At 53.4% G+C, this 24,060-nt stretch carries 27 protein-coding genes; 12 read left to right on the top strand and 15 right to left on the bottom strand.

The genetic code is table 11. The annotated features are described in order from the left end of the window. Window position 1: 1 nt before the first annotated feature. The 9 genes from fliN to fliF all read right to left on the bottom strand — a co-directional run bounded on the left by fliN (window position 2) and on the right by fliF (window position 8,444). Window positions 2–415 carry a flagellar motor switch protein FliN gene (gene fliN / locus HV318_RS05395; RefSeq protein WP_014170738.1) on the bottom strand — a complete coding sequence of 138 codons (414 nt, stop codon included), beginning with the start codon at window positions 413–415 and terminating at the stop codon, window positions 2–4. Next, complete coding sequence (gene fliM, locus HV318_RS05390) at window positions 412–1,416, bottom strand: flagellar motor switch protein FliM (RefSeq protein ID WP_182271893.1); 1,005 nt, start codon at window positions 1,414–1,416, stop codon at window positions 412–414. The genes fliN and fliM overlap by 4 nt, the downstream gene beginning before the upstream one ends. 4 nt (window positions 1,417–1,420) lie before the next feature. Further along, complete coding sequence (gene fliL, locus HV318_RS05385) at window positions 1,421–1,891, bottom strand: flagellar basal body-associated protein FliL (protein ID WP_182271892.1); 471 nt, start codon at window positions 1,889–1,891, stop codon at window positions 1,421–1,423. Window positions 1,892–1,997: 106 nt separating this feature from the next. Continuing rightward, window positions 1,998–3,239 carry a flagellar hook length control protein FliK gene (gene fliK / locus HV318_RS05380; protein ID WP_182271891.1) on the bottom strand — a complete coding sequence of 414 codons (1,242 nt, stop codon included), beginning with the start codon at window positions 3,237–3,239 and terminating at the stop codon, window positions 1,998–2,000. Further along, window positions 3,236–3,679, bottom strand: a complete 444-nt coding sequence (gene fliJ / locus HV318_RS05375) for a flagellar export protein FliJ (RefSeq protein WP_182271890.1) — start codon at window positions 3,677–3,679, stop codon at window positions 3,236–3,238. Before fliJ ends, fliK begins: the two co-directional genes overlap by 4 nt. Window positions 3,680–3,700: 21 nt before the next feature. Then, entirely contained in the window at window positions 3,701–5,071 is a 1,371-nt protein-coding gene (fliI, locus tag HV318_RS05370) for a flagellar protein export ATPase FliI (RefSeq protein ID WP_182271889.1), read from the bottom strand. After that, window positions 5,071–5,778, bottom strand: a complete 708-nt coding sequence (gene fliH, locus HV318_RS05365; RefSeq protein WP_182271888.1) for a flagellar assembly protein FliH — start codon at window positions 5,776–5,778, stop codon at window positions 5,071–5,073. The genes fliI and fliH overlap by 1 nt, the downstream gene beginning before the upstream one ends. After that, window positions 5,771–6,769, bottom strand: a complete 999-nt coding sequence (fliG, locus tag HV318_RS05360) for a flagellar motor switch protein FliG (RefSeq protein ID WP_182271887.1) — start codon at window positions 6,767–6,769, stop codon at window positions 5,771–5,773. Before fliG ends, fliH begins: the two co-directional genes overlap by 8 nt. Further along, window positions 6,762–8,444, bottom strand: coding sequence for a flagellar basal-body MS-ring/collar protein FliF (gene fliF, locus HV318_RS05355; protein WP_182271886.1), 1,683 nt, complete (start codon window positions 8,442–8,444; stop codon window positions 6,762–6,764). Before fliF ends, fliG begins: the two co-directional genes overlap by 8 nt. 228 nt (window positions 8,445–8,672) lie before the next feature. Here fliF and fliE point away from each other — a divergent pair, with 228 nt between their 5' ends. Both fliE and yedD read left to right on the top strand, forming a co-directional pair. Continuing rightward, the gene (gene fliE / locus HV318_RS05350) at window positions 8,673–8,987 is read left to right on the top strand and encodes a flagellar hook-basal body complex protein FliE (RefSeq protein WP_182271885.1); all 315 of its coding nucleotides are present in this window, start codon (window positions 8,673–8,675) and stop codon (window positions 8,985–8,987) included. A gap of 75 nt (window positions 8,988–9,062) precedes the next feature. Then, window positions 9,063–9,476, top strand: coding sequence for a lipoprotein YedD (gene yedD, locus HV318_RS05345; protein WP_182274536.1), 414 nt, complete (start codon window positions 9,063–9,065; stop codon window positions 9,474–9,476). 103 nt (window positions 9,477–9,579) lie between these two features. Here the strand turns inward: yedD and amyA are convergent, their stop codons facing one another. The 4 genes from amyA to fliD form a co-directional block, all read right to left on the bottom strand. Continuing rightward, entirely contained in the window at window positions 9,580–11,067 is a 1,488-nt protein-coding gene (amyA, locus tag HV318_RS05340; RefSeq protein WP_182271884.1) for an alpha-amylase, read from the bottom strand. 98 nt (window positions 11,068–11,165) lie between these two features. Continuing rightward, complete coding sequence (gene fliT, locus HV318_RS05335) at window positions 11,166–11,537, bottom strand: flagella biosynthesis regulatory protein FliT (RefSeq protein ID WP_182271883.1); 372 nt, start codon at window positions 11,535–11,537, stop codon at window positions 11,166–11,168. After that, on the bottom strand, window positions 11,537–11,947 hold the full coding sequence (gene fliS / locus HV318_RS05330; protein WP_182271882.1) for a flagellar export chaperone FliS: 411 nt from the start codon (window positions 11,945–11,947) through the stop codon (window positions 11,537–11,539). The genes fliT and fliS overlap by 1 nt, the downstream gene beginning before the upstream one ends. 30 nt (window positions 11,948–11,977) lie before the next feature. Beyond that, window positions 11,978–13,387 (bottom strand): flagellar filament capping protein FliD, encoded by a 1,410-nt coding sequence (gene fliD / locus HV318_RS05325; RefSeq protein ID WP_182271881.1) that lies wholly within the window; start codon window positions 13,385–13,387, stop codon window positions 11,978–11,980. A 269-nt stretch (window positions 13,388–13,656) separates the two neighbouring features. Here fliD and HV318_RS05320 point away from each other — a divergent pair, with 269 nt between their 5' ends. From HV318_RS05320 to sdiA, 8 genes are all read left to right on the top strand, one after another. Further along, window positions 13,657–14,955, top strand: coding sequence for a FliC/FljB family flagellin (locus tag HV318_RS05320; protein ID WP_182271880.1), 1,299 nt, complete (start codon window positions 13,657–13,659; stop codon window positions 14,953–14,955). A gap of 163 nt (window positions 14,956–15,118) precedes the next feature. Next, complete coding sequence (locus HV318_RS05315; RefSeq protein ID WP_181619939.1) at window positions 15,119–15,838, top strand: RNA polymerase sigma factor FliA; 720 nt, start codon at window positions 15,119–15,121, stop codon at window positions 15,836–15,838. A 54-nt stretch (window positions 15,839–15,892) separates the two neighbouring features. Next, on the top strand, window positions 15,893–16,444 hold the full coding sequence (fliZ, locus tag HV318_RS05310; RefSeq protein ID WP_182271879.1) for a flagella biosynthesis regulatory protein FliZ: 552 nt from the start codon (window positions 15,893–15,895) through the stop codon (window positions 16,442–16,444). An 86-nt stretch (window positions 16,445–16,530) separates the two neighbouring features. Next, the gene (gene tcyJ, locus HV318_RS05305) at window positions 16,531–17,331 is read left to right on the top strand and encodes a cystine ABC transporter substrate-binding protein (RefSeq protein ID WP_182271878.1); all 801 of its coding nucleotides are present in this window, start codon (window positions 16,531–16,533) and stop codon (window positions 17,329–17,331) included. Window positions 17,332–17,437: 106 nt separating this feature from the next. Further along, the gene (gene dcyD / locus HV318_RS05300; RefSeq protein ID WP_182271877.1) at window positions 17,438–18,430 is read left to right on the top strand and encodes a D-cysteine desulfhydrase; all 993 of its coding nucleotides are present in this window, start codon (window positions 17,438–17,440) and stop codon (window positions 18,428–18,430) included. 21 nt (window positions 18,431–18,451) lie between these two features. Then, window positions 18,452–19,120, top strand: a complete 669-nt coding sequence (gene tcyL, locus HV318_RS05295; RefSeq protein ID WP_182271876.1) for a cystine ABC transporter permease — start codon at window positions 18,452–18,454, stop codon at window positions 19,118–19,120. Then, window positions 19,117–19,869: an L-cystine ABC transporter ATP-binding protein TcyN gene (tcyN, locus tag HV318_RS05290; RefSeq protein WP_182271875.1), complete on the top strand. Its 753-nt coding sequence runs from the start codon at window positions 19,117–19,119 to the stop codon at window positions 19,867–19,869. The genes tcyL and tcyN overlap by 4 nt, the downstream gene beginning before the upstream one ends. Window positions 19,870–20,091: 222 nt before the next feature. Beyond that, the gene (sdiA, locus tag HV318_RS05285) at window positions 20,092–20,814 is read left to right on the top strand and encodes a quorum-sensing transcriptional regulator SdiA (RefSeq protein WP_182274535.1); all 723 of its coding nucleotides are present in this window, start codon (window positions 20,092–20,094) and stop codon (window positions 20,812–20,814) included. Between the two features lie 66 nt (window positions 20,815–20,880). Here the strand turns inward: sdiA and HV318_RS05280 are convergent, their stop codons facing one another. Both HV318_RS05280 and HV318_RS24490 read right to left on the bottom strand, forming a co-directional pair. Then, the gene (locus tag HV318_RS05280; RefSeq protein WP_182271874.1) at window positions 20,881–21,105 is read right to left on the bottom strand and encodes a DUF2594 family protein; all 225 of its coding nucleotides are present in this window, start codon (window positions 21,103–21,105) and stop codon (window positions 20,881–20,883) included. Then, window positions 21,092–21,172: a hypothetical protein gene (locus HV318_RS24490; protein WP_419195719.1), complete on the bottom strand. Its 81-nt coding sequence runs from the start codon at window positions 21,170–21,172 to the stop codon at window positions 21,092–21,094. Before HV318_RS24490 ends, HV318_RS05280 begins: the two co-directional genes overlap by 14 nt. A 401-nt stretch (window positions 21,173–21,573) precedes the next feature. Between HV318_RS24490 and uvrY the strand changes: the two genes are divergently transcribed. Both uvrY and uvrC read left to right on the top strand, forming a co-directional pair. Further along, entirely contained in the window at window positions 21,574–22,230 is a 657-nt protein-coding gene (uvrY, locus tag HV318_RS05275) for a UvrY/SirA/GacA family response regulator transcription factor (protein WP_182271873.1), read from the top strand. Continuing rightward, the gene (uvrC, locus tag HV318_RS05270) at window positions 22,227–24,059 is read left to right on the top strand and encodes an excinuclease ABC subunit UvrC (RefSeq protein WP_182271872.1); all 1,833 of its coding nucleotides are present in this window, start codon (window positions 22,227–22,229) and stop codon (window positions 24,057–24,059) included. Before uvrY ends, uvrC begins: the two co-directional genes overlap by 4 nt. Window position 24,060: the final 1 nt, after the last annotated feature.

Genomic DNA, 24,060 nt, shown 5'->3' with positions numbered 1-24,060 from the left:
CTTAACGGCTCAGACGACGCATACGTTCAGATGGCGTAATGATGTCGGTGATACGCACGCCGTATTTATCGGCGACAACCACGACTTCACCCTGAGCAATCAGATAACCGTTGATCAGAATATCCAGTGGCTCACCGGCCAGTCCGTCAAGAGCCACCACGGAACCCTGCGTCAGACGCAGCAGCTCTTTAATGGTCATACGGGTACGACCCAGTTCAACGGTCAGTTTAACCGGGATATCCATGATCAGGTCGATGTCTTGCAGCGTGCCGCTGACGTCGCCACCGCCTAATTGCTGGAATACCGCGTCCGCCGCGCTTTTGGCCGGGGTGGTTTTTTGCTCGTTTAACGCGTCAGCCCACAGATCGTCCAGTGCTCCGCTGTTTTCATCGGACGGATTGTTCATGTCACTCATTTGGGCTGTTCCTCATTCAGCGAATTCAAAATCGGGTTGATCAAGTGCTCAACGCGTAACGCATACTGGCCGTTAATCGTGCCGTACTGACTGGTCAGCACGGGGACACCATCCACATGGGCAATAATGCGGTCGGGTTTTTCTATCGGCAGAACATCGCCGGGTTGTAATTTCAGGATCTGGGATAACCGCAGCGGGATATCGGCGAAGCTCGCCACCAGCTCAAGCTGTGAATGCTGAACCTGACGCACCAGATTTTCACGCCAGTTCTGATCTTCGTTGCGAGAGTTTTCCAGCGGTGGGTTTACCAGCAGCTCGCGCAGCGGCTCGATCATGCTGAACGGCAGGCAGATGTTGAACTCGCCGGTCAGGTTACCGATCTCCACATGGAACGGAGTGTTCACGACGATATCGTTCGGGGAGGTGGTGATATTGGTAAATTTCACCTGCATTTCCGAACGCACGTACTCCACTTCCAGCGGGTTAATGGCTTTCCACGCGTCGCTGTAAGATTCCAGCGCCAGCTTCAGCATGCGGTTAATGACGCGCTGCTCGGTATGGGTAAATTCGCGTCCTTCCACTTTGGTCGGGAAACGGCCATCGCCACCAAACAGGTTATCTACCGCAATGAACACCAGACTTGGCGAAAACACCACCAGCCCGGTACCGCGCAGCGGTTTCAGATGGATCAGGTTAAGGTTGGTCGGCACCGGCAGGTTGCGGGCAAACTCATGATAAGGCTGAATGCGGATCGCACCGACGGTGATATCCGGGCTACGACGCAGCAGGTTAAACAGCCCCATACGGAACTGACGAGCAAAACGTTCGTTGATGATCTCCAGCGCCTGCAGACGTTCACGTACCACGCGGCGCTGGGTATTCGGGTCATAGGGACGAATATTATCGTCACCGCTTAAACCCGGTTGCGGATCATCACTCTTATCGTTGTCGCCGTTAAGCAGCGCATCGATTTCTGCCTGAGAAAGAATACTGTCGCCCATGTCGTTACCGCAGAATGAAGGCTGTGTACAGAACGTCAGTGACTTCCTGCTTAGGTTGACCGTTTACCAGCGGCGTGGCCAGCGTCTGCTTAATCTCATCGACCAGTTTTTGCTTACCATCAGCTGTGGCCAGTGTCGACGCATCCTGACGCGAGAACAGCAGCAGCAAACGGCTACGGACTTCAGGCAGGTAATCGTTCAGACGAGAACGCGTGGCTTCGTCTTTCAGACGCAGCGTAATGCCAACATAAAGCACACGATCCGCATCACCCAGGTTGACGGTGAAGGTATCCAGCGGGAAGAACACCGGAGCCGGCGGAGGGGGTGCTTCAGCTTTGGCTGCAGCGGTGGTAGGTTCCTGCTGCATACGCCAGTAACTATAGCCCGCGGTGGCGCAGGCGGCGAGCGTGATCAACACCAGCAGCGGGATCCAGATGGAACGCTTACTTTTTTTGGTGATAGCGGAGTCAGTCATCTGATACGAGCTTCCTGTTTCGGTACAGCTTAATAAGGTGATTATCCCGTGTCCGGCGGACGTCAAAGCGTGGAAAAGACGGGGATAATCACGCTACCTCTGGCGTTTAGGCGAAGATGTCTACGGCACTGTTTCCACGCGCGGCGGATTGCAGTGACACCGGAGTGGGTAATAACTCATCACTCTCTTCGTTAAAACCGCCATTCTGACCAGAACGCGAAGCCTGTTGCTGCTGGGATGACGACTGTTGCTGCCCGCTGAAGCTCTCACTGCTGACGCTGCTCTGCGAAAGCTGAATGCCGTTTTCAGCAAGCGATGTACGCAGCGTTGGCAGTGCAGCTTCCAGTGCCGCGCGCACATGACTATGTGGAGACACCATCTGCAGTTGCGCCTGGTTATCATCCAGTTTAAGCGAAATTTGCACCTGGCCCAGATCTTCCGGGTGCAGACGCAGTTCTGCTGTTTGTTGCCCCTGTTTCGTGAACAGCGTGATGTGCTGGCTCAGCGTTTGTTGCCATTCGCTGGTGCCCAGCGGCTGGCTTAACACTGGCGCGGTGGCCACGGTAGCGGCAGGCTGAGAGGTTGCCTGGCTGGTGACAATCGGTGCCAGAGTGGCGGTCGGCGTTGTTGTTGATGATGAGGAACTGGCTATGTCCTGTTTCTCGGCTGAAGCGGCCACGGCTGGCGTTGCAGACGCGCTAGCTGGCAGGGCAGAATCAGCGTTTTGTGCCTGATATTGCGCGGCAGGTTGTGCTTTATCATGGTCATGTCCCGCCAGCGAGTTGTTCAGGGGCTGTTGACCTGCACTGTTTTGCGTGAGCGCGGCAGAGGTCAACGCCGACTGTGCGGCAATGCCGCCAGCGCTTGTTGGCTGGCTCACCACCGGCGCGGTGGTCTGCTGGTGCGGCAGCATTGCCATCAGCGCGCTTAATCCCGCCAGCTCGTCTTCACTCAACTCGCTTTTGCTGTCATCTTTTGTATTGGCTGCGGCCAGCGTCTTCAGGGCATCCGCGTTTGATGCCGGCATCAACCCGGAAACGAGAGATTGCAGCGAGGTTGTCCCGGCCGTCTCATCGCTGGTCGCCGTTGCCTGACGTGAAAGGAGATCGGCAATTTTTGCCTGCAGGGTCGTTTCGCCTTTGGCATCCTGCGTGGCTTTTGACAGTTTGCTGCCGGCAGCTTTCAGATCAGCCAGGGTCAGCGGCGCATCTTTGCCCTTACCGGTAGCATCGGTCAAGGCTCCCGCCAGCAGAGACAGAAAATCTTGCGCACCGTCGGTGCCTTTCCCCGTCTGCGTGTCGCCTGACAGGCCGCTGTCGGTCATCAGCAGTTGTTGCAGTGTGATCATTCCGGTTTCCTCATTGATGCGCGCTGGGCAAACTCATCCATTTTTTTCTGATCCTGACGGTTTTCCGCCAGAGTCGCTGCCGCAACCTGCCTGTCCTGTAAGGTCTGCCAGGCCTGCAGTCGCTGTTTTTTCTCGCGCCAGAAAGTTAGCGCGGTATCCACTTTTTGGGTCCATTGATGAAGCTGCTGGCGATGCTGTTCAATCGCCTTTTCCAGCGTCTGAATAAACTGCTGATAGTTAATCCAGCGCTGGCTTCCAATGCCCTGAGTCATATCGGTATTAAGGTTGGTGCGATATTCATGCTGATAGTCGATTAACATTTTCAACTGTTCTTCAGCCTGCTGGCACCCGCGTCGCATTGCGCCAAGCTGCAATGCGGCATCATCAACTTCTTTTTCAGCCAGATCTTTTAGCGTTGATAACGCGCTATTTTGCGCCATGACCTTCGCCCTCCACCTGTATTACACCTGCGGGAAAATCAGCTCCAGAGCCTGTATCGAATCTTCCCAGTCGGCGCGTTCAAAAATACCTTGTTGCAAAAACGCCTCCAGCTGTGGCCACAGGGTAATCGCTTTGTCGAGCATCGGGTCGCTGCCTTTGGCATACGCCCCCACGCTCACCAGATCGCGGTTGCGCTGGAAGCTGGAGAGCAGTTGTTTGAAGTTACGCACGCGGGCGTAGTGCTTCTCGGTTATCAATGCCGTCATTGCACGGCTGATTGATGCTTCAATATCGATGGCCGGATAGTGCCCGGCTTCGGCCAGACGGCGGGATAACACAATGTGACCGTCAAGGATCGCACGCGCAGAGTCGGCAATCGGGTCTTGCTGGTCATCGCCTTCGGTCAGAACCGTATAAAAAGCAGTGATTGAGCCACCGCCGCTGATGCCGTTCCCTGCACGTTCTACCAGAGCCGGGAGCTTAGCAAATACCGAAGGCGGGTAGCCTTTGGTGGCCGGTGGCTCACCTATCGCCAGCGCGATTTCACGCTGCGCCATGGCGTAACGGGTCAGGGAGTCCATGATCAGCAGCACGTGCTGCCCACGGTCACGAAAATCTTCTGCAATACGGGTGGCATATGCGGCACCCTGCATACGCAGTAACGGTGAAACATCCGCTGGTGCGGCGATGACCACCGAGCGGGCACGGCCTTCCGCACCCAGAATGTTTTCAATGAAGTCTTTCACTTCACGGCCACGTTCACCGATCAGGCCCACGACGATAACGTCAGCCTGGGTATAACGCGCCATCATGCCGAGCAGAACCGATTTACCCACGCCGGAACCGGCGAACAGGCCCATACGCTGCCCACGGCCCACCGTCAGCAGGGCGTTAATCGGGCGCACGCCAGTATCCAGAACATGCTCGATAGGGGTTCGCTGCAGGGGGTTAAACGGCTGGGTGATTAGCGCGCCGGTTTCAGTCGTATCGGGTGAGGGCAGGCCATCGAGCGGCTTGCCGCTTCCGTCCAGTACGCGGCCGAGCAGCGCAGGGCCAAGCGGCAGCTGTTTACCACTTTGCAGGCCATCGCCGCTGATGTTTTTGGCGTACACGCGCGCGCCGGGCAGAATGCCTTCCACTTCTTCAAGCGGCATCAGGAACAGACGCTGACCGTTAAAACCGACGACTTCGCTTTCCACTTCACGCGTTTCTTGCCCATCCTGGCGCTCAATCACGCAGGTCGCACCCAGCGGAAGTTGCAGACCGGTTGCTTCCAGCACCAGACCGGTGGCGCGCGTCAAGCGCCCGTAACGACGAACAGACGGCAGTTGTGCCATCTTTGCTTCAAAGTTATCGAGCGTGTTGAGCCAGCGCGTGAGGCGTGCAGTCATCAGACGACTCCCGGTGCGGCCAGGCGGCACAGTTCCTGCCAGCGGGTGGCGACGCTGGCATCCAGATCGCCTTCATCGGCAGACACTTTACATCCACCGTGATGTAATGACGGATCGCCGCGCAGACGCCAGCCGTGCAGGCTCAGCGTTGCACCCAGGCTATCTTCCACACGCTGCAGATCGTCCGGATGAACGCGCAGTTGTGGTTTTCCGCTAAATAGCGGCTCCTGCTGGAGCAGCCCCTGAATTTGTTTGATGAGTGCCGCGTTATCTACCGTCGGCGTCTGACCAATCACCTGGCGAGCGGCTTCAAGCGCCATCTGCATCAGGCGCGACGCAATCACGCTGTCCAGCGCATCCAGCGTATGCTGGAATTCGCTGACCAGCTGTTGCATACGGGCATGAAGCGGGGCCTGTTGCTGACGTGCTTGCTCAATGCCTTGTTCCAGACCTTTTGCCAGACCTTCCTGGTAACCCTGCTCCTGGCCTTTCTGTCGCCCTTCGTTCAGACCGGCGTTGAAGCCCTGTTCATGCGCCTGCATTTGCATTTGCGCCAGCATCTGGGCACGTTGCTCTTCTTCGCTAAGTTCAGGTACCTCGGCTTCCGTGTCGCCTTCCTCAGGCAACATCACGGCGGGCGTGAACCCGGCGAGGGGAGGTGCCAGATCGTCAGGCGTCCAGCGTGTCCACGGCAGCTCATTAGACATAGGTGTCGTCTCCGCTGCCAATCACCATCTCGCCGGTTTCCGCCAGACGACGAACAATAAGCAGGATGGCTTTCTGTTCGTTTTCCACCTGAGACAAACGCACCGGGCCACGGTTGGCCAGGTCGTCGCGCAGGATATCTGCCGCACGCTGGGACATGTTGCGCAGGAACTTCTCGCGCAGCGGCTGTTCGGCACCTTTGAGGGCGATAAGCAGCGATTCGGAGTCCACTTCCTGGAGCAGGCGCTGGATGCTGCGATCGTCCACTTCGACCAGGTTTTCGAACAGGAACATCTCGTCGATAATTTTCTGTGCCAGTTCGCCGTCGAACTCGCGAACTGCAGTAATAACCGCTTCTTCCTGCTGTGTTTTCATCAGGTTGATGATTTCTGCTGCCGTTCTCACGCCGCCCATTTTGCTGCGTTTGAGGTTCTGGCCATCGAGCAGGTTGTTCAGCACTTCGGTCAGCTCCGCCAGCGCGGCAGGCTGAACACCACCGAAGGTGGCGATACGCAGCATGACGTCGTGACGCAGACGCTCGTCGAACAGTGCCAGAATATCGGCTGCCTGGCCACGTTTGAGGTGAACCAGAATGGTGGCAATAATCTGCGGGTGCTCGTCGCGAATAAGGTCGGCGGCACTCTGCGGCTCCATAAAGTTGAGCGTTTCGATACCGCTGGCGGTATCGCGCGTCTCCAGAATATCTTCCAGCAGGCTGGCGGCACGCTCTTCGCCCAGCGCTTTCACCAGCACCGAACGCAGGTAGTCGTTGGCGTTGACGTTCAGCGCCGCGAACTGTTCCGCTTCCTGCTCAAACTCCGCCAGCACTTCGGTGAGCTGCTTGTTGGAGATCTGGCGGACGTTTGCCATTGCCGCACTGAGAATTTGTACTTCTCGTTGGGAGAGGTGTTTAAACACCTCTGCCGCACGGTCTTCACCAATGGTCATCAGCAGGATGACGCTTTTATCGGTGCCTGTAAGCGTGTTACTCATGTTCGTTACCCATCCACTGACGGATGACCAGCGCGACGACGCGCGGATCGTTATCTGACATTTCGCGAATGCGCTGGCTCATCACCTCGGCACCCATGCGCTGGTTAGCACGACGCTGCTGCGTTTGTTCGTCTTTACTCAGACGGACTTCAACCGCTTCTTCCACTTCCTGACGCGAATTCATCTGCTCCAGAGCGGCTTTCTCGGCTTCAGCACGACGCTGGAGCTGCGGACGAACGCCCTTACGCCACAGCAGCCACGCGACAATCAGAACCAGCAGCCAGCGACCAGCGGACATCAGTTGATCAATAAACGCCTGCTGTTTCCAGAACGGCAGCTCGCCACCCGTTTCATCAACGGAGTTGAACGGTGAGTTCACCACGTTGAGGGTATCGCCACGTTTTTCCGTGTAACCCATTGCTTCGCGGGTCAGGTTTTCGATCTGCTTCATCTGCTCGGCCGTCAGCGGCAGCGATTTACCGTCCGGCAGCGTTTTGTAGTTCACGACCACGGCAACAGAAAGACGCTGAATATCGCCCACGTTCAGTTTGGTGTGGCGGATAGTACGGTCAACTTCATAGTTGGTGGTTTCGTTACGGCTGCTGGTATGCGGGCCTGCATTGCTGCTTGCCGTAGAGGTCGTCTGCTGATTATTTTGCTGTCCGTTCTGCTGGTTTGCCGGAGGAGTAGAAATAGGGGCAGCGTTAGCCGGAGCCGGTTGGTTCGACAGCGCACCCGGCACACCGCCAGGGTAAGGGCCACCGACCTGCTCGTTCGAGTTGATCTGGCGAGAACGCATGACGGCCTGAGACGGTTCACCGTTCGGGCTGTATTGTTCTTCAGTTTGTTCTTTATTAGCGAAGTCAATTTGCGCGGTCACCTGCGCATGCACATTGCTGTTACCCACAACCGGGCCAAGGATCGCTTCAATACGGCGCTGGAGGCGGTTTTCCACATCGGCTGCGTATTTCAGCTGAGCATCGTTCAGATCGCGACCCGCGGTATTGGACTGGGTCAGCAAATGGCCGCTCTGATCGACCAGCGTCACGTTACCCGGCGGTAAGCCTGCAACGGCGCTGGACACCAGATGCGTCACGGCGCTGATTTGCCCTTCATCCAGCGCGCGGCCAGGTTCAAGGTTAACGGTAACGGAAGCCGACGGGGATTTTTGCTCACGAACAAACAGAGACGGTTTAGGCATGGCCAGATGCACGCGGGCACTCTTCACCGGGCCTAAGGTTTCAATCGTACGGGCCAGTTCACCTTCCAGCGCGCGCTGGTAATTCACCTGCTCGCTGAACTGACTGATACCGAATTTTTCCTGATCCAGCAGTTCAAAACCGACCGCACCCCCCTTCGGCAGACCTTGCTGAGCCAGACGCAGACGCAGCTCATGTACCTTATCCGCGGGCACTTCAAGCGCACCGCCGTTATCGGCAAAGCGATAAGGGATGTTCATCTGGGTAAGCTGGGTGACGATGGCACCGCCATCCTGATCGGAAAGGTTGCTATAGAGCGTGCGGTAATCAGGGCTTTTTGCCCACAAGACCATCGCTACAAGGATCGCAATTGCGGCAGCGCCTGCCACGATCAACGGGATTTTAGGGTTCGCGCGAAGGCGGTTCATCCACTCGAGTGATTTATTTTGTGGCGCTGTTGATGCTGTTGCAGTCATTGCGCACCTCTTAAATCCTGGTGGTTTACGTTATTCGTGTAGAGAAACAAAACTGACTCCCGGGTCGGCAAACACGACAAAAGTTCCATATTGATGGCCCTGCCATTATTTGATGATTCGGGATTTTCTATGCGTCAAATAACCTGGTTTTTTCACGTTATTTACCGCCATTATCTTATTGACAAGCTGTTAGTCTTGACCGCGTAAAAAACCATCCAGGGGAGAGTCATGGCTATACAGGGCATTGAAGGGGTAATCAGTCAGTTGCAGGCAACGGCGATGACGGCCCGTAATCAGAACGTGGCAGCAGAACAGCCGGCCATCAGCTTTGCGGGGCAACTGCACGCCGCTCTTGACCGTATCAGCGATACCCAGACCGCTGCGCGTACGCAGGCGGAAAAGTTCACCCTCGGTGAGCCGGGCGTGGCGCTAAACGATGTGATGACCGATTTGCAAAAAGCATCGGTCTCCCTGCAAATGGGGATCCAGGTGCGTAATAAGCTGGTGTCTGCGTATCAGGACATCATGTCCATGCAGGTGTAGGCGCTTCATATCTTCTTCTGGCGGCTTCCGCGCTTTAATGCCACAATATTTTTTTCTTCGCATGCAGGAAAGATGATGAAAAAAATAGCAATTATGGGTGCGCTGCTGGCACTGACCGGGTGCGCTCAGGTTGATAACTATCAGGACGTGATAAAACATCCTGTTCCGGCGCATCTGGCGGGATATTGGCAGTCAAAAGGGCCGCAGAGCAACATGGTCAGCCCGGAGGCGATTGCCACGCTGGTGGTGACGGAGGAGGGCGATACGCTGGATTGCCGTCAGTGGCAGCGCGTATTGGCCGTGCCGGGTAAAATTATGCTGCGTTCAGAAAACTATTATAACGTGACCCGCAAGCTGGATATCTACCCGCTGGCGCGTGATGGCCTGACGCTTGAGTATGATGGTATGGTGTTGCAGAAGGTTGACCGCCCAACGGTGGAATGCGCAGATTATCTGAGCAAAAACCCGCTGGAGAGTAAGCTGCCCTGAGGGTAAAAGCAAAACGGCAACCTTGTTGCCGTTTTTTGTGTTTTCGTCCTCTCCTTGTGGGAGAGGGACGGGGTGAGGGCATCAGGTTGTACTTTTTCCAGCGCTACAGCACATCCTCCATTACCCACACGCTCACACTTCCACCTTTGCAGGTAAACGTACCTTCACCGTCCGCCGCTGTTATGACGCTTTCTTCGCAATTGCCCAGAAAATCACGCCACGTTCTGTTGCCGTAGTTTTCCCCGAGACAAATGACCTTCTCACCATCATCACCATTGGAAAGCACCACCACACAACCGGGATCGTCCTCGGTGCCGCTGCGGCTAAAGGCGATACAGTTAGGATGGTCAAAAAACAGCGTCTGAACGCCGTGGGCAAAGCGCTGGCGCGCCAGAATCAGCTCGTGAAGCTGTTCAATAACCGGCATATCAATGTGATACGTTTTACCGTCGCCCCCGGTATCGTCATAGCGTGCGCCGAACAGATCCGGATAAAACACGCTCGGCACACCGTTTTCCCGCAGCAGGATCAGCGCATACGCCAGCGGTTTAAACCAGGCTTCAACCGGCGCTTCCAGCGCCTGCAAAGGCTGGGTGTCGTGGTTGGCAACCAGCGTCACCGCATGAAACGGATCGGCTTCCACCAGCGTGCCGGTGAAGATCTGGCTCATGTCATAGTTTCGCCCCTGGCGCGAAGCTTCATGAAATTTCATCTGCAGAGGGGCGTCGAACAGCATTGTTTTTCCGTCGACCTGGTTGATGTAATTCTGCAGTTTATCGACTTCATGCGACCAGTATTCGGCCACGATAAACAGCGGCTTACTGGCAACCTCCTGAACGTGTTCAATCCACTCCTTATAAAACCAGGCTGGAATGTGTTTTACCGCATCCAGACGAAAGCCGTCGCACTGTGTTTGCGCCATCACCCAGCGCGCCCAGTATTTTAATTCCTCCGTAACGGCGTGATTGCGAAAATCGATATTTTCGCCCATCAGATAATCAAAATTACCCATTTCATCATCGACCTGGTCATTCCAGCCTTCGCCAGTGTAGTCGTTGACGATTTTAAAGATGTTGTCTTCAGTGGGGTTTTCGATGTGGTCGATACCGCTGAAGCATTTAAAATCCCAGATAAACTGTGAATATTGCCCGGCGCGGGCAGGGAAGGTGTAGCGCGTCCAGGCCTCGCATTCGATAACGTCATCATCGATTTGCGTACGATCCTGCTCGTTCACACGCTGCACGCGGATGGACTCTTTTTCATCTGCCCCCATTTTGTGGTTCACCACCACATCAAGCAGCACGGCGATTTGATTGCTCTTTAAGGCGTCGAGGGCTTCCAGAAGCTGGGGTTTATCACCGTATTTTGTCGCGATGCTGCCTTTCTGGTCGAATTCACCCAGGTCGAAAAGATCGTAAGAGTCGTATCCAACCGAATACCCGCCTGATGCGCCTTTATACGCCGGGGGTAACCAGATCATATTGACCCCAATTTCATTAAGATTAGGGGCCAGGGCCGTAATTTCCCGCCACAGTTCACCGCCAGCGGGGTAATACCAGTGAAAGCATTGCAGTAAGGTGGGATTGCGCATGCACCATCTCCATGAGGTCGCGAAACTCAAGTATGGCGTAGCGGGGGAATAAATGCCTGGCGAACGACGCGAGAGGAGTTCGTTCGCCAGTAAAGTGGCTAACTGACTTCAGGATTACCTTGCGGAACCAGAACGTGACCGCCCTGGTTGCTGTAGGTCGACAGAACGGTTTTTTGCATGGAGGATTGACCCACCAGCTTTGCCAGCTCATCCATTCTGGCTTGCAGCAACGTTTTAACCTGACTTTCATTATCCAGAATCACCCGTAGCGTCGGACGAAGCTGCTCCTGCAATTGTGCGGAAGGGGCGGTTTCCTGAGTGAGTCTGGCCAGAGAGTGCACCGCATTAACATAATCGGTTTCACAGGTGATGAGATCATCCCATAACCCCTGACGAGCAAGTCGCAGCATCAACTGGCTCTGCTCAAGGAGTTGTTGATAGAGAGAATAAAGTTGCGGTGCATTACTCATTAGACGGCGTCCTGAATCAGTTGTGGCGAACCGGCAACCTCCTTCCAGCCGTCAGCGATATTGCGCAGCAAGATTTCCACCTCTTCGATGGCGCTGGCATCATTATTCACGTTGGCATGCAGGAGTCGTCTTACCATATAGGCATAAAGGGCAATCAGATTTTGTGTCAGCTCATCACCATTCCCTTCAACCAGGCCGATTTTGAGCCCGTTTTCGATAATGTTGATGGCTTTTGAAAGCGCCAGCCCTTTTGCCGGGATGTTGCCGTCCTGCAGAAACAGACGCGCGCGTACCAGCGCGCTGAGGGCTCCATCAAATAGCATGATAACCAGCTGATGCTGGCTGGCGCTCATCACCGCGCTTTCAACTTCTATTTTTGCGTAGGCTTGCGTGCCTTTTGCGCCGTACATGTTATCCCCCTCGGGTCTGGTTAGCGTTTACTACTTGCTTGACGAGCTGGTATCAAACTGCTGCGTCAGGTAGCTGCTGGTGTTGTTCAGCGAGGTCATCATGATGTCCAGTTGGGTAAACTGGGCTTTATACTGTGCAACTGTCGCATCGATGCGATCGCTCACGGCGTTGTACTGATCCGTCAGCTTGTTTAGCGTTTTGCTGACACCATCTTTTGCTGTCTGAATAATGCCTTTGCTGGACAGCCAGTCAGTCATGTGAGTCGCCATGTTGGTAGTGATACCGGTGGTTTTACCGTCACCCACCACCAGGTCTTTCACAGCCTGCGAGTTATTGGTCAGCGCAGTTTGCAGCTTGGTGTTGTCCAGCTGCAGCTTACCGGTAGACGGATCGGAGGTAATGCCCACCTGCGACAGCGTTTTATAGGCCGTTCCACCTACTGAGGTGCTCAGCATGGTTTTCAACTGGGTCTGAATCGTACGCAGCGTGCTGTCACCCAGCAGAGCACCGTTGTTGGCATCCTGCGTGGAACCTACATCCACTGCCGTATATTTGGTCAGCGCGGCAAAGCTGTCCTGCAGGGTGTTGTAGGCATCAACCCATGCTTTAATCGTGGTTGATGCTTTAGACGTATCCTTGCTGATCGTCAGCGTCTGGTTACCACTCGTCACATCGTTCAGGTTCAGGGTGATATCTTCCAGCGCATCACTGATAGTGTTGCTGCTGTTTTCGATATCAACGTTGTTAACCTTCAGTTTTGCGTTTTGCGCGGTCACGCTTTCGCTCATACCGTTGCTGGCGTCGGTATTGGTACCGTTGTAACCCATGAAGGACTGCAGGGCACTGTCACCACTTACGCCAATGCTAACGGCATTTGCAGAACCGGTATTGGTTGAGGTAATGGACAGACGGTACTGACCATTGCCAACGTTGATAATACTGGCGCTCACACCCGCTTCAGCTTTGTTGATCGCATCGCGGATACCGGTTAACGATGAGTTTGCTGCGCTGATGCCGATGCTTACCGGCGGTTTACCATTACCGGCGGTAAAGGTGATTGTGCTGTCAGCCGAAGCGATAGCGGTTGTGTTATCTGCCCGGGTATTTTTCGTGGTCAGCGTCTGCGCCTGTGCCAGCTGTGACACGCTGATGGTGTATTTCCCGGCGATCGCACTCCCGGTTGTGGTTGCACTAAACGCGGTGGTGCTGCTTGCCGTGCTGGTCGCGGTAAACAGGTCGGCGTTATTTAGCGCGGTGTTGGCCGTCTGAAACGCTGCCAGCGAACTATTTAACGTGCCGTAGGCGCTGAGCTTGGCGGTATAGGAGGTCTGCTGTTTGGAGATCGGCGTCAACTGTGCTTTTTCCGCAGTCGTCAGGCTATCCAGAATGTCCGCTAACTTTAGGCCCGAACCGATTCCCAATGATGAAATACTTGCCATATTTATTCCTTAATGTATCGACACGTAGAACGAATAATGGGGTTATCGGCCTCAACAGGGGAAAGTTTACGATTAATTTCTTTTTTCTAATGGCAGGAATAAGGCATATAGAGAAGAGTATTTCCGTGGCTAAAAAAATTATCGAGATCCTGAAAAAAAATCTAAAGGTTGTTTTGGGGCAGACGATAACACCTTTGACGGCGATGAAGCCGAAGGGTGGAAACCCAAATCTAACCAAACAGATTTGATGAACAACAGGAAACGTAATCATGGCACAAGTCATTAATACCAACAGCCTCTCGCTGATCACTCAGAACAACATCAACAAGAACCAGTCTGCTCTGTCTTCTTCTATCGAGCGTCTGTCTTCCGGTCTGCGCATCAACAGCGCAAAAGATGATGCTGCGGGCCAGGCGATTGCCAACCGCTTCACGTCTAACATCAAGGGTCTGACTCAGGCTGCACGTAACGCAAACGACGGTATCTCTCTGGCGCAGACCACTGAAGGCGCACTGTCTGAAATCAACAACAACTTGCAGCGTGTTCGTGAACTGAGCGTTCAGGCAACTACCGGTACTAACTCCGCTTCTGACCTGACTTCAATCCAGGACGAAATCAAATCCCGTCTGTCTGAAATTGACCGTGTATCTGGTCAGACTCAGTTCAACGGCGTGAACGTACTGGCTAAAAACGGCTCTATGGCGATTCAGGTTGGCGCGAACGATGGCCAGACCATCAACATCGACCTGCAGAAGATCGACTCTTCTACTCTGGGCCTGGGCGGTTTCTCTGTATCTCAGAACTCCCTGAAACTGAGCGATTCTATTACTCAGATCGGTGATACCAGTGCAGCGTCTCTGAACGTTAACCTGAGCACCGTTGCTACTACTCTGGGCGTGAACGCAAGCAGCCTGAGCCTGCACGAAGTTCAGAACAACGCTGGTGCAGGTACCGGTACATTTGTAGTGAGCTCTGGCAGCGATAACTACGCTGTATCTATCGACAAGGCTACTGGTAATGTTAACCTGAACACCACTAAAGTCACTTATGATGACTCTGCAAACGGTGTTACTGGCGCGGTGCAGAACGGTCAGCTGATCAAAGTGACCTCTGATGCTAACGGCGCAGCTGTAGGTTTCGTCACCATCCAGGGTAAAAACTATCAGGCTGGTACTACCGGTGTTGACGTTCTGGTGAACAGCGCGGCAGCAGCTCCAACGACTGGCGTAGCTACCGGTACTCTGCAGCTGAGCGGTGCAACTGCAACGGCAGAACTGAAAGGTACTGCGACTCAGAACCCACTGGCTCTGCTGGACAAAGCTATCGCTTCTGTAGATAAACTGCGTTCTTCTCTGGGTGCGGTACAGAACCGTCTGAGCTCTGCTGTAACCAACCTGAACAACACCACCACTAACCTGTCTTCTGCTCAGTCCCGTATTCAGGACGCCGACTATGCGACCGAAGTGTCCAACATGTCTAAAGCGCAGATCGTTCAGCAGGCGGGTAACTCCGTGCTGTCTAAAGCTAACCAGGTTCCTCAGCAGGTTCTGTCTCTGCTGCAGGGCTAATTGCCTGAATAAGCTCAAACCCCGCTTCGGCGGGGTTTTTTTCCGCTAAAATTTGCCCGTAACCCCTAAATAACCCCTCATTTCACCCACTATTCACCCAATTAAAACCCCTGCAGAATCGGATAATCATGCCGATAACTCAATTAACGCAGGGCTGTTTATCGTGAATTCACTCTATACCGCTGAAGGTGTAATGGATAAACACTCGCTGTGGCAGCGTTATGTCCCGCTGGTGCGTCACGAAGCATTGCGCCTCCAGGTGCGTTTGCCGGCGAGCGTGGAACTGGACGATCTGCTACAGGCGGGCGGTATCGGGTTATTGAATGCAGTTGACCGATACGACGCTCTGCAAGGAACGGCATTTACTACTTACGCAGTTCAGCGTATTCGTGGTGCGATGCTGGACGAGCTGCGCAGCCGCGACTGGGTGCCGCGCAGCGTTCGCCGCAACGCGCGCGAAGTGGCGCATGCGATGGGGCAGCTGGAACAGGAACTGGGACGTAACGCGACGGAAACTGAAGTAGCGGAACGTCTTGGCATTGCTGTTGAAGAGTATCGTCAGATGTTGCTCGACACCAATAATAGCCAACTCTTCTCTTATGACGAGTGGCGTGAAGAGCATGGCGATAGCATCGAGCTGGTGACGGATGAGCATCAGCAAGAAAACCCGTTACACCATTTACTGGAAGGTAATCTACGCCATCGCGTCATGGAAGCGATTGAAGCTTTACCCGAACGTGAACAACTGGTGTTGACCCTCTATTACCAGGAAGAGCTTAACCTCAAAGAGATTGGCGCTGTTCTGGAAGTGGGTGAATCGCGGGTGAGCCAGCTGCACAGTCAGGCCATTAAACGCTTACGGACGAAACTGGGTAAGTTATAGGTGATTGATTCATCTGAAAAATGCCGCACAACGTATTGACAACCAGGAGTTATCATGACGGTGCAGCAATCTAAAAGACGGCCTTTAAGCCGCTACCTGAAAGACTTTAAACACAGCCAGACGCATTGCGCCCACTGTAACAAGTTACTCGATCGTATCACGCTGGTTCGTCGCGGTGAAATCGTTAATAAAATTGCGATTTCTCGTCTCGACACGTTGATGGATGAAGCCGCATGGCTCGAAGAGCAAAAAGAGTGGGTGGCGCTTTGCCGTTTCTGTGGCGATCTTCACTGCAAAGAACAAAGCGATTTCTTCGATATCATCGGCTTTAAACAATTCCTGTTTGAACAAACGGAGATGAGTCATGGCACTGTACGCGAATATGTGGTTCGCCTGCGTCGTCTTGGCCAGCATCTGACCGTACAAAACATTTCTCGCGATCTGCTTAAAACTGGGTATCTGGATGAGAATCTGGAGCCGTGGTTGCCTGCAACCAGCACCAACAACTACCGTATTGCGCTGCGCAAGTATGCACAATATAAGGTACAAATGCCCGGTGCTGTAGAGCAGAAAGTCCACGCCGGAACAACTTCTGATATATATTAAAAAGGAATAAGATGTAGCGCAGTTGCCTTTGACGTTGCAGGCGATTTCACTACACTACTCAAAAATTCCACTATATCGGGGTACTTATGAAATTAGCACTTCTGGGTCGTCAGGCGCTGATGGGCGTAATGGCCGTTGCGCTGGTCGCGGGTATGAGCGTGAAAACGTTCGCGGCAGAAAACCTGCTGAATAAAGTGAAAGAGCGCGGCACATTGCTGGTCGGGCTGGAAGGAACCTATCCTCCGTTCAGCTTCCAGGGTGATGACGGTAAACTGACCGGTTTCGAAGTGGAATTTGCACAGGAACTGGCGAAACATCTCGGCGTGCAGGCATCCCTGAAACCCACTAAATGGGACGGCATGCTGGCATCGCTGGATTCCAAACGTATTGATGTGGTGATCAACCAGGTGACCATTTCTGACGAGCGTAAGAAGAAATATGATTTCTCTACGCCGTACACTGTGTCTGGTATTCAGGCGCTGGTGAAGAAAGGCAACGAGGGCACCATTAAGTCCGCTGCTGACCTGAAAGGTAAGAAAGTGGGCGTCGGCCTGGGGACGAACTACGAAGAGTGGCTGCGCCAGAACGTTCAGGGTGTGGATATCCGCACCTATGATGATGACCCGACGAAGTACCAGGATCTCCGTGTTGGCCGTATCGACGCCATTCTGGTTGACCGTCTGGCCGCGCTGGATCTGGTGAAGAAAACGAACAATACCCTGGCGGTGGCTGGTGATGCGTTCTCTCGCCAGGAGTCGGGTGTTGCAGTGCGTAAAGGTAACGAAGATCTGGTGAAAGCCATTGATGCCGCCATTGCGGATATGCAAAAAGACGGCAGCCTGAAGGCACTCTCTGAGAAGTGGTTCGGGGCTGACGTGACTAAATAAGTCTCTGACGATAAAAAAAGGCGCTTTTAAAAGCGCCTTTTTTATTTCTGGCACGACAACGTGCATAATAAAAATATTACATAAAAACAGCGTTACCGGAGGATCCATGTCACTACAGAATTTAACGCGTTTTCCCCGTCTGGAGTTTATCGGTGCACCGACGCCGCTGGAGTACTTACCGCGGTTTTCTGATTATTTAGGACGCGATATTTTTATTAAGCGTGATGATGTGACGCCAATGGCGATGGGCGGTAACAAGCTGCGCAAACTGGAGTTCCTCGCGGCCGATGCGCTGCGTGAAGGTGCGGATACGCTGATCACCGCAGGAGCAATCCAGTCTAACCACGTTCGTCAGACGGCTGCAGTTGCGGCAAAACTCGGGCTGCACTGCGTGGCGCTGCTGGAAAACCCGATCGGCACGCGCGCGGAAAATTACCTGACCAACGGCAACCGCCTGCTGCTGGATCTGTTTAATGTACAGGTCGAAATGGTTGATGCTCTGACTGACCCGGCTGCACAGCTCGGGGAGCTGGCCACGCGGCTGGAAGCGCAGGGGTTCCGTCCGTATGTCATTCCTGTGGGCGGCTCGAATGCGCTGGGGGCGATGGGGTATGTGGAAAGTGCGCTGGAAATTGCCCAGCAATGCGAAGGTGCTGTTAGTTTGTCCTCCGTGGTCGTCGCTTCTGGCAGTGCGGGTACACACGCGGGGCTGGCTGTCGGCCTGGAACAACTACTGCCGGATGTGGAGCTTATTGGCGTGACGGTATCCCGCAGCGTTGCGGAGCAGAAGCCGAAAGTGGTGACTTTACAGCAGGCGGTGGCAGAGCAGCTGGAGCTGAAGGCGAAGGCGAAGGCGGATATTGTACTCTGGGATGACTATTTTGCACCGGGCTATGGCACGCCAAATGAAGAGGGGATGGAAGCCGTGAAATTGCTGGCGCGCCTCGAAGGGATCCTGCTTGATCCGGTCTATACCGGCAAGGCGATGGCGGGTCTTATTGACGGTATCGCGCAGAAACGCTTTAAGGATGAAGGGCCGATTTTGTTTGTTCACACCGGCGGGGCACCTGCGCTGTTTGCCTACCATCCTCACGTTTAAAAGTCAGGTCGAAAAATAATAATGCAAGAAAGTATTCAACTGGTTATTGATTCGCTACCGTTCCTGCTCAAGGGGGTGGTGTTTACGTTACAGCTCAGTATCGGCGGGATGTTCTTCGGTCTGGTGCTCGGGTTTGTGTTGGCCTTAATGCGTATGTCGCCCGTCTGGCCGGTACGCTGGCTGGCGCGTTTTTATATCTCTGTGTTTCGCGGTACGCCGCTCATCGCTCAACTCTTTATGATCTACTACGGTTTACCGCAGTTTGGTATTGAGCTTGATCCGATCCCGGCGGCAATGATTGGGCTGTCGCTGAATACCGCGGCGTACACCTCGGAAACCCTGCGGGCGGCCATCTCGTCTATTGATAAAGGGCAATGGGAAGCTGCGGCCAGTATCGGTATGACACCGTGGCAAACGTTGCGTCGGGCAATCCTGCCACAGGCGGCGCGCGTGGCCTTGCCTCCGCTCAGCAACAGTTTTATTAGCCTGGTGAAAGACACCTCGCTGGCGGCAACGATCCAGGTACCAGAGTTGTTCCGTCAGGCGCAGCTTATCACTTCGCGCACGCTTGAAGTGTTCACCATGTATCTGGCGGCCTCGCTGATTTACTGGGTGATGGCGACGGTGCTGTCTGCGTTGCAAAACTACTTTGAAAACCAGCTTAACCGCCAGGAGCGTGATCCGAAATGAGTGCTATCGACGTTAAAAACCTGGTGAAAAAGTTCCACGGGCAAACGGTGCTCCACGGAATCGATCTTGAGGTTGAGCAGGGCGAAGTGGTGGCGATTATTGGGCCAAGCGGCTCAGGAAAAACGACGCTGCTGCGCAGCATCAACCTGCTTGAACAGCCTGAGGGCGGAACGATTCGGGTGGGGGATATCACTATTGATACCGGTAAGTCTATCAACCAGCAGAAGGGGTTAATCCGTCGTCTGCGTCAGCACGTTGGCTTCGTTTTTCAGAACTTCAATCTGTTCCCGCACCGGACGGTGCTGGAGAACATTATTGAGGGGCCGGTTATCGTGAAAGGTGAGCCTAAAGACGAAGCAACGGCGCGAGCGCGCGAACTGCTTGCTAAGGTAGGGCTGGTGGGTAAAGAAACCAGCTATCCGCGCCGTCTGTCTGGGGGGCAGCAACAACGCGTGGCGATAGCCCGTGCGCTGGCGATGCGCCCTGATGTGATCCTGTTCGATGAACCAACCTCGGCGCTTGATCCAGAACTGGTGGGCGAGGTGCTGAATACTATCCGCCAGCTGGCGCAGGAAAAGCGCACGATGGTTATCGTAACCCACGAAATGAGCTTTGCCCGTGATGTTGCAGACCGGGCTATTTTCATGGATCAAGGACGGATTGTGGAGCAGGGGCCAGCGAAGCGTTTATTTGCAAACCCACAGCAGCCGCGAACCCGTCAGTTCCTTGAAAAATTCCTCATGCAGTAGCATTTTTACGTTAATTTGCTCCAGGTTTGTTTTCTGGAGCAAATTATTCTCCTGTTATGTCTCTTCTTCTGTTTTTTAATTCCGCTAACTTCGGTTAAACCGCATTAAAACTAAAGTTAATTGTAATAATGCCGATATTTCGTAGTAAGAAAGAAGTTTTATGTGTTAGGTTATATTCACCATAATAATGATTATCTTTATCAGAGGTTTTATTCACTAAGTATGAGGGATTCAGACTTTTTCAACTGGCGACGGGAATGCTTCCTCCGGTTTCAGGCGTTGACCTGTGCCGACGAGGTATATCAGGAACTCCAGCTGCAAACGCAGGCACTCGAGTTTGATTATTTCGCTCTCTGCGTGCGCCACCCCGTGCCATTTACGCGCCCCAGGATTTCAGTACATTCCAGTTATCCGCAACAATGGATGGCGCAATATCAGTCAGAGAATTATTTTTCCATCGATCCGGTACTGAAGCCGGAGAATTTCATTCAGGGGCATTTACCCTGGACTGATGAATTATTCGCAGATGCCCAGGAATTATGGGACGGTGCGCGCGATCACGGTTTACGTAAGGGAATAACACAGTGCCTGATGCTGCCTAATCATGCACTTGGCTTTCTGTCGGTTTCTCGTACGAGTGTACTGGCAAATTCGTTAGCCAACGAAGAAATAGAGTTGCGGCTGCAAATGCTGGTGCAAATGGCCTTAACGTCTCTGCTTCGTTTTGAACATGAAATGGTGATGCCGCCTGAAATGAGGTTCAGCAAACGTGAGCGGGAAATTCTGAAATGGACCGCAGAAGGGAAAACCTCTGCAGAGATAGCAATCATTCTCTCAATCTCTGAGAATACGGTTAACTTCCATCAAAAGAATATGCAGAAGAAATTCAATGCGCCAAACAAGACGCAGATAGCCTGTTATGCAGCGGCGACGGGATTGATCTGATTAGACAAAATGTTCTGCGTGCCAGACGAAATAACGGCTGAATGCATCGCATCCAGCCGTTTTTTTTCACTGACGGTAAGCTTGTTTAATTTGCTTAACGGTATTGGCAAATACCGCGGATTCAGCCTGGCCTTCCATCTGCGCGATTTGTTTTTCCATCTTAATGATCACACGACCAGCATCAGCCTGGCCCATAGCCTGCAGCATGAGCGTCAGCAGTGCTTTCAGGCAGTTTACTTCCTGTGCCAGTTCCTGGTTATTCTCTGCAGTGGCAAAATCAGGTGTGCTCATTTATTTTCCTCATTATTAAACAGCGCTTGAGCGCGACGATGAAAGTTAAGGCGGCGGAGTATACCACAAGCTGAACCAAAAAATGCAGCGGTTGTTTTTTGTACTTTCCCGTCAGGTGTTTATTTGCGTAAACATGGCAGCGGAGTAAAGTGAACAACTGTTTATCAGCTATTAATTGTTTATCACCGGTTCGCTTGTCGTTAATTATTGTTACAAAAAGTTGAGAGTTGTTCTTTTTGCTGATGATGCCAGCGGTTTTTTGTAACGTTTTGAATGCAGATGCTTAAAAATAGCTGCAAAAGCGCTGGCTGTGCGGGTTTTCTTTCCACCCTCTGTACAGGCTAATTTCCAAAAACGAGAGCAAAATCGAAGCGTCGGGTTTTTAGCGTTTTAATCTTGCGGTGAAAACCGTTAATATAAACCAAATTAGCAGTCAGTAGCGTTATCCCTATTCTGGAGACATTTCCTTTGATCAACGTCCTTCTTGTTGATGACCACGAACTGGTGCGCGCAGGGATACGACGCATTCTTGAAGACATAAAGGGTATCAAAGTTGCCGGTGAGGCGTGCTGTGGCGAAGACGCGGTGAAGTGGTGTCGTGCTAACTCGGCAGACGTTGTGCTGATGGATATGAACATGCCCGGTATTGGTGGGCTTGAAGCAACGCGTAAAATCGCCCGCACGTTTGTTGATACCAAAGTCATCATGCTGACCGTGCATACTGAAAACCCACTGCCCGCGAAAGTTATGCAGGCGGGAGCAGCCGGTTACCTGAGTAAAGGTGCGGCACCACAGGAAGTGGTCAATGCTATCCGTTCTGTGTTTGCCGGGCAGCGTTATATTGCTTCCGACATTGCTCAACAAATGGCGCTGAGCCAGATTGAACCGGAGAAAACGGAATCACCGTTTGCCAGTTTGTCTGAGCGCGAATTGCAGATTATGCTGATGATCACCAAAGGTCAGAAGGTGAATGAGATCTCAGAACAACTGAATCTCAGCCCCAAAACGGTGAACAGCTATCGTTATCGTATGTTCAGTAAACTGAACATCCACGGCGACGTCGAACTGACTCATCTGGCCATTCGTCATGGTCTGTGCAATGCGGAGACGTTAATAAGTCAGTGAGTGATGTGTTCGATTCAAAAGCATTTCTGAAAACCGTCACCAGCCAGCCAGGCGTCTATCGCATGTATGACGCTGGCGGTACGGTTATCTACGTGGGGAAGGCGAAAGATCTCAAAAAACGCCTTTCCAGTTATTTCCGCAGCAACCTTGCCTCCCGTAAGACCGAAGCGCTGGTCGCACTCATCCAGACTATTGATGTCACCGTTACGCATACGGAGACAGAAGCGCTGCTGCTTGAGCATAACTATATTAAGCTGTATCAGCCGCGCTATAACGTCCTGCTGCGCGATGATAAGTCCTACCCGTTTATCTTCCTGAGCGGTGATACTCACCCCCGGCTCGCCATGCACCGTGGTGCAAAACATGCAAAGGGAGAGTATTTCGGACCGTTTCCTAACGGTTATGCGGTGCGTGAAACTTTGGCGCTGCTGCAAAAAATCTTTCCGGTTCGCCAGTGTGAAAACAGCGTCTACCGTAACCGCTCCCGCCCGTGCCTGCAGTACCAGATTGGTCGCTGCCTGGGGCCGTGCGTTGCCGGTCTGGTGAGCGAAGAAGAGTACGCGCAACAGGTTGAATATGTGCGTCTGTTTTTAGCCGGAAAAGATGACCAGGTATTGACCCAACTGATCGCCCGTATGGAGAAAGCCAGCGCGGCGCTGGAATTTGAAGAGGCCGCGCGTATACGCGACCAAATCCAGGCAGTACGCAGGGTGACCGAGAAACAGTTCGTGTCGAATACCGGCGACGATCTCGACGTTATTGGCGTTGCCTTTGACGCCGGGCTGGCCTGCGTGCATGTGCTGTTTATTCGCCAGGGCAAAGTACTTGGCAGCCGCAGCTATTTCCCGAAAGTCCCTGGCGGTACCGAGCTGGGTGAAGTGGTCGAAACCTTTGTCGGTCAGTTCTACCTGCAGGGAAGCCAGATGCGCACGCTGCCGTCGGAGATCCTGCTTGATTTTAATCTCGATGACAAAACCTTGCTGGCCGATTCGCTGTCTGAACTGGCTGGCCGTCGGGTTAACGTACAAACCAAACCGCGGGGCGACCGTGCGCGTTACCTGAAACTGGCGCGCACCAACGCGGCGACAGCACTTACCACCAAACTTTCCCAGCAATCGACGGTCAGCCAGCGGTTAACCGCCCTGGCAACGCTCCTGAAACTGCCGGCCGTCAAACGCATGGAATGTTTCGACATCAGCCACACGATGGGCGAACAGACCGTGGCTTCCTGCGTGGTGTTTGATGCGAATGGTCCGCTGCGTGCCGAGTATCGTCGCTATAACATTATGGGGATCACGCCGGGCGATGATTATGCGGCAATGAACCAGGTGCTGCGTCGCCGCTATGGTAAAGCCATCGAAGAGAGCAAAATCCCGGATGTCATTCTTATCGACGGTGGGAAAGGGCAGTTGGGGCAGGCTAAAGCGGTGTTTGAATCGCTGGATGTGGTCTGGGATAAAAACCATCCGTTGTTGCTCGGGGTGGCGAAAGGGGCAGATCGTAAAGCCGGGCTGGAGACATTGTTCTTCGAACCGGAAGGTGAGGGCTTTAGCCTGCCGCCGGATTCCCCCGCGCTGCATGTGATTCAGCACATTCGTGATGAATCACACGATCATGCGATTAGCGGGCACCGCAAAAAACGGGCGAAAGTAAAAAATACCAGTACGCTGGAGACGATTGAAGGCGTTGGGCCAAAACGCCGCCAGATGCTGCTGAAATATATGGGCGGATTGCAAGGATTACTCAACGCCAGCGTGGACGAAATTGCAAAAGTGCCGGGTATTTCGCAAGGGCTGGCAGAAAAGATCTACTACTCGTTGAAACATTAAG

Source organism: Enterobacter sp. RHBSTW-00901, from assembly GCF_014103115.1.
Classification (GTDB): Bacteria; Pseudomonadota; Gammaproteobacteria; order Enterobacterales; family Enterobacteriaceae; genus Enterobacter; species Enterobacter cloacae_P.
Note: the sequence above shows the minus strand (reverse complement) of the source record. Positions and strands in the feature narration are given on the sequence as shown.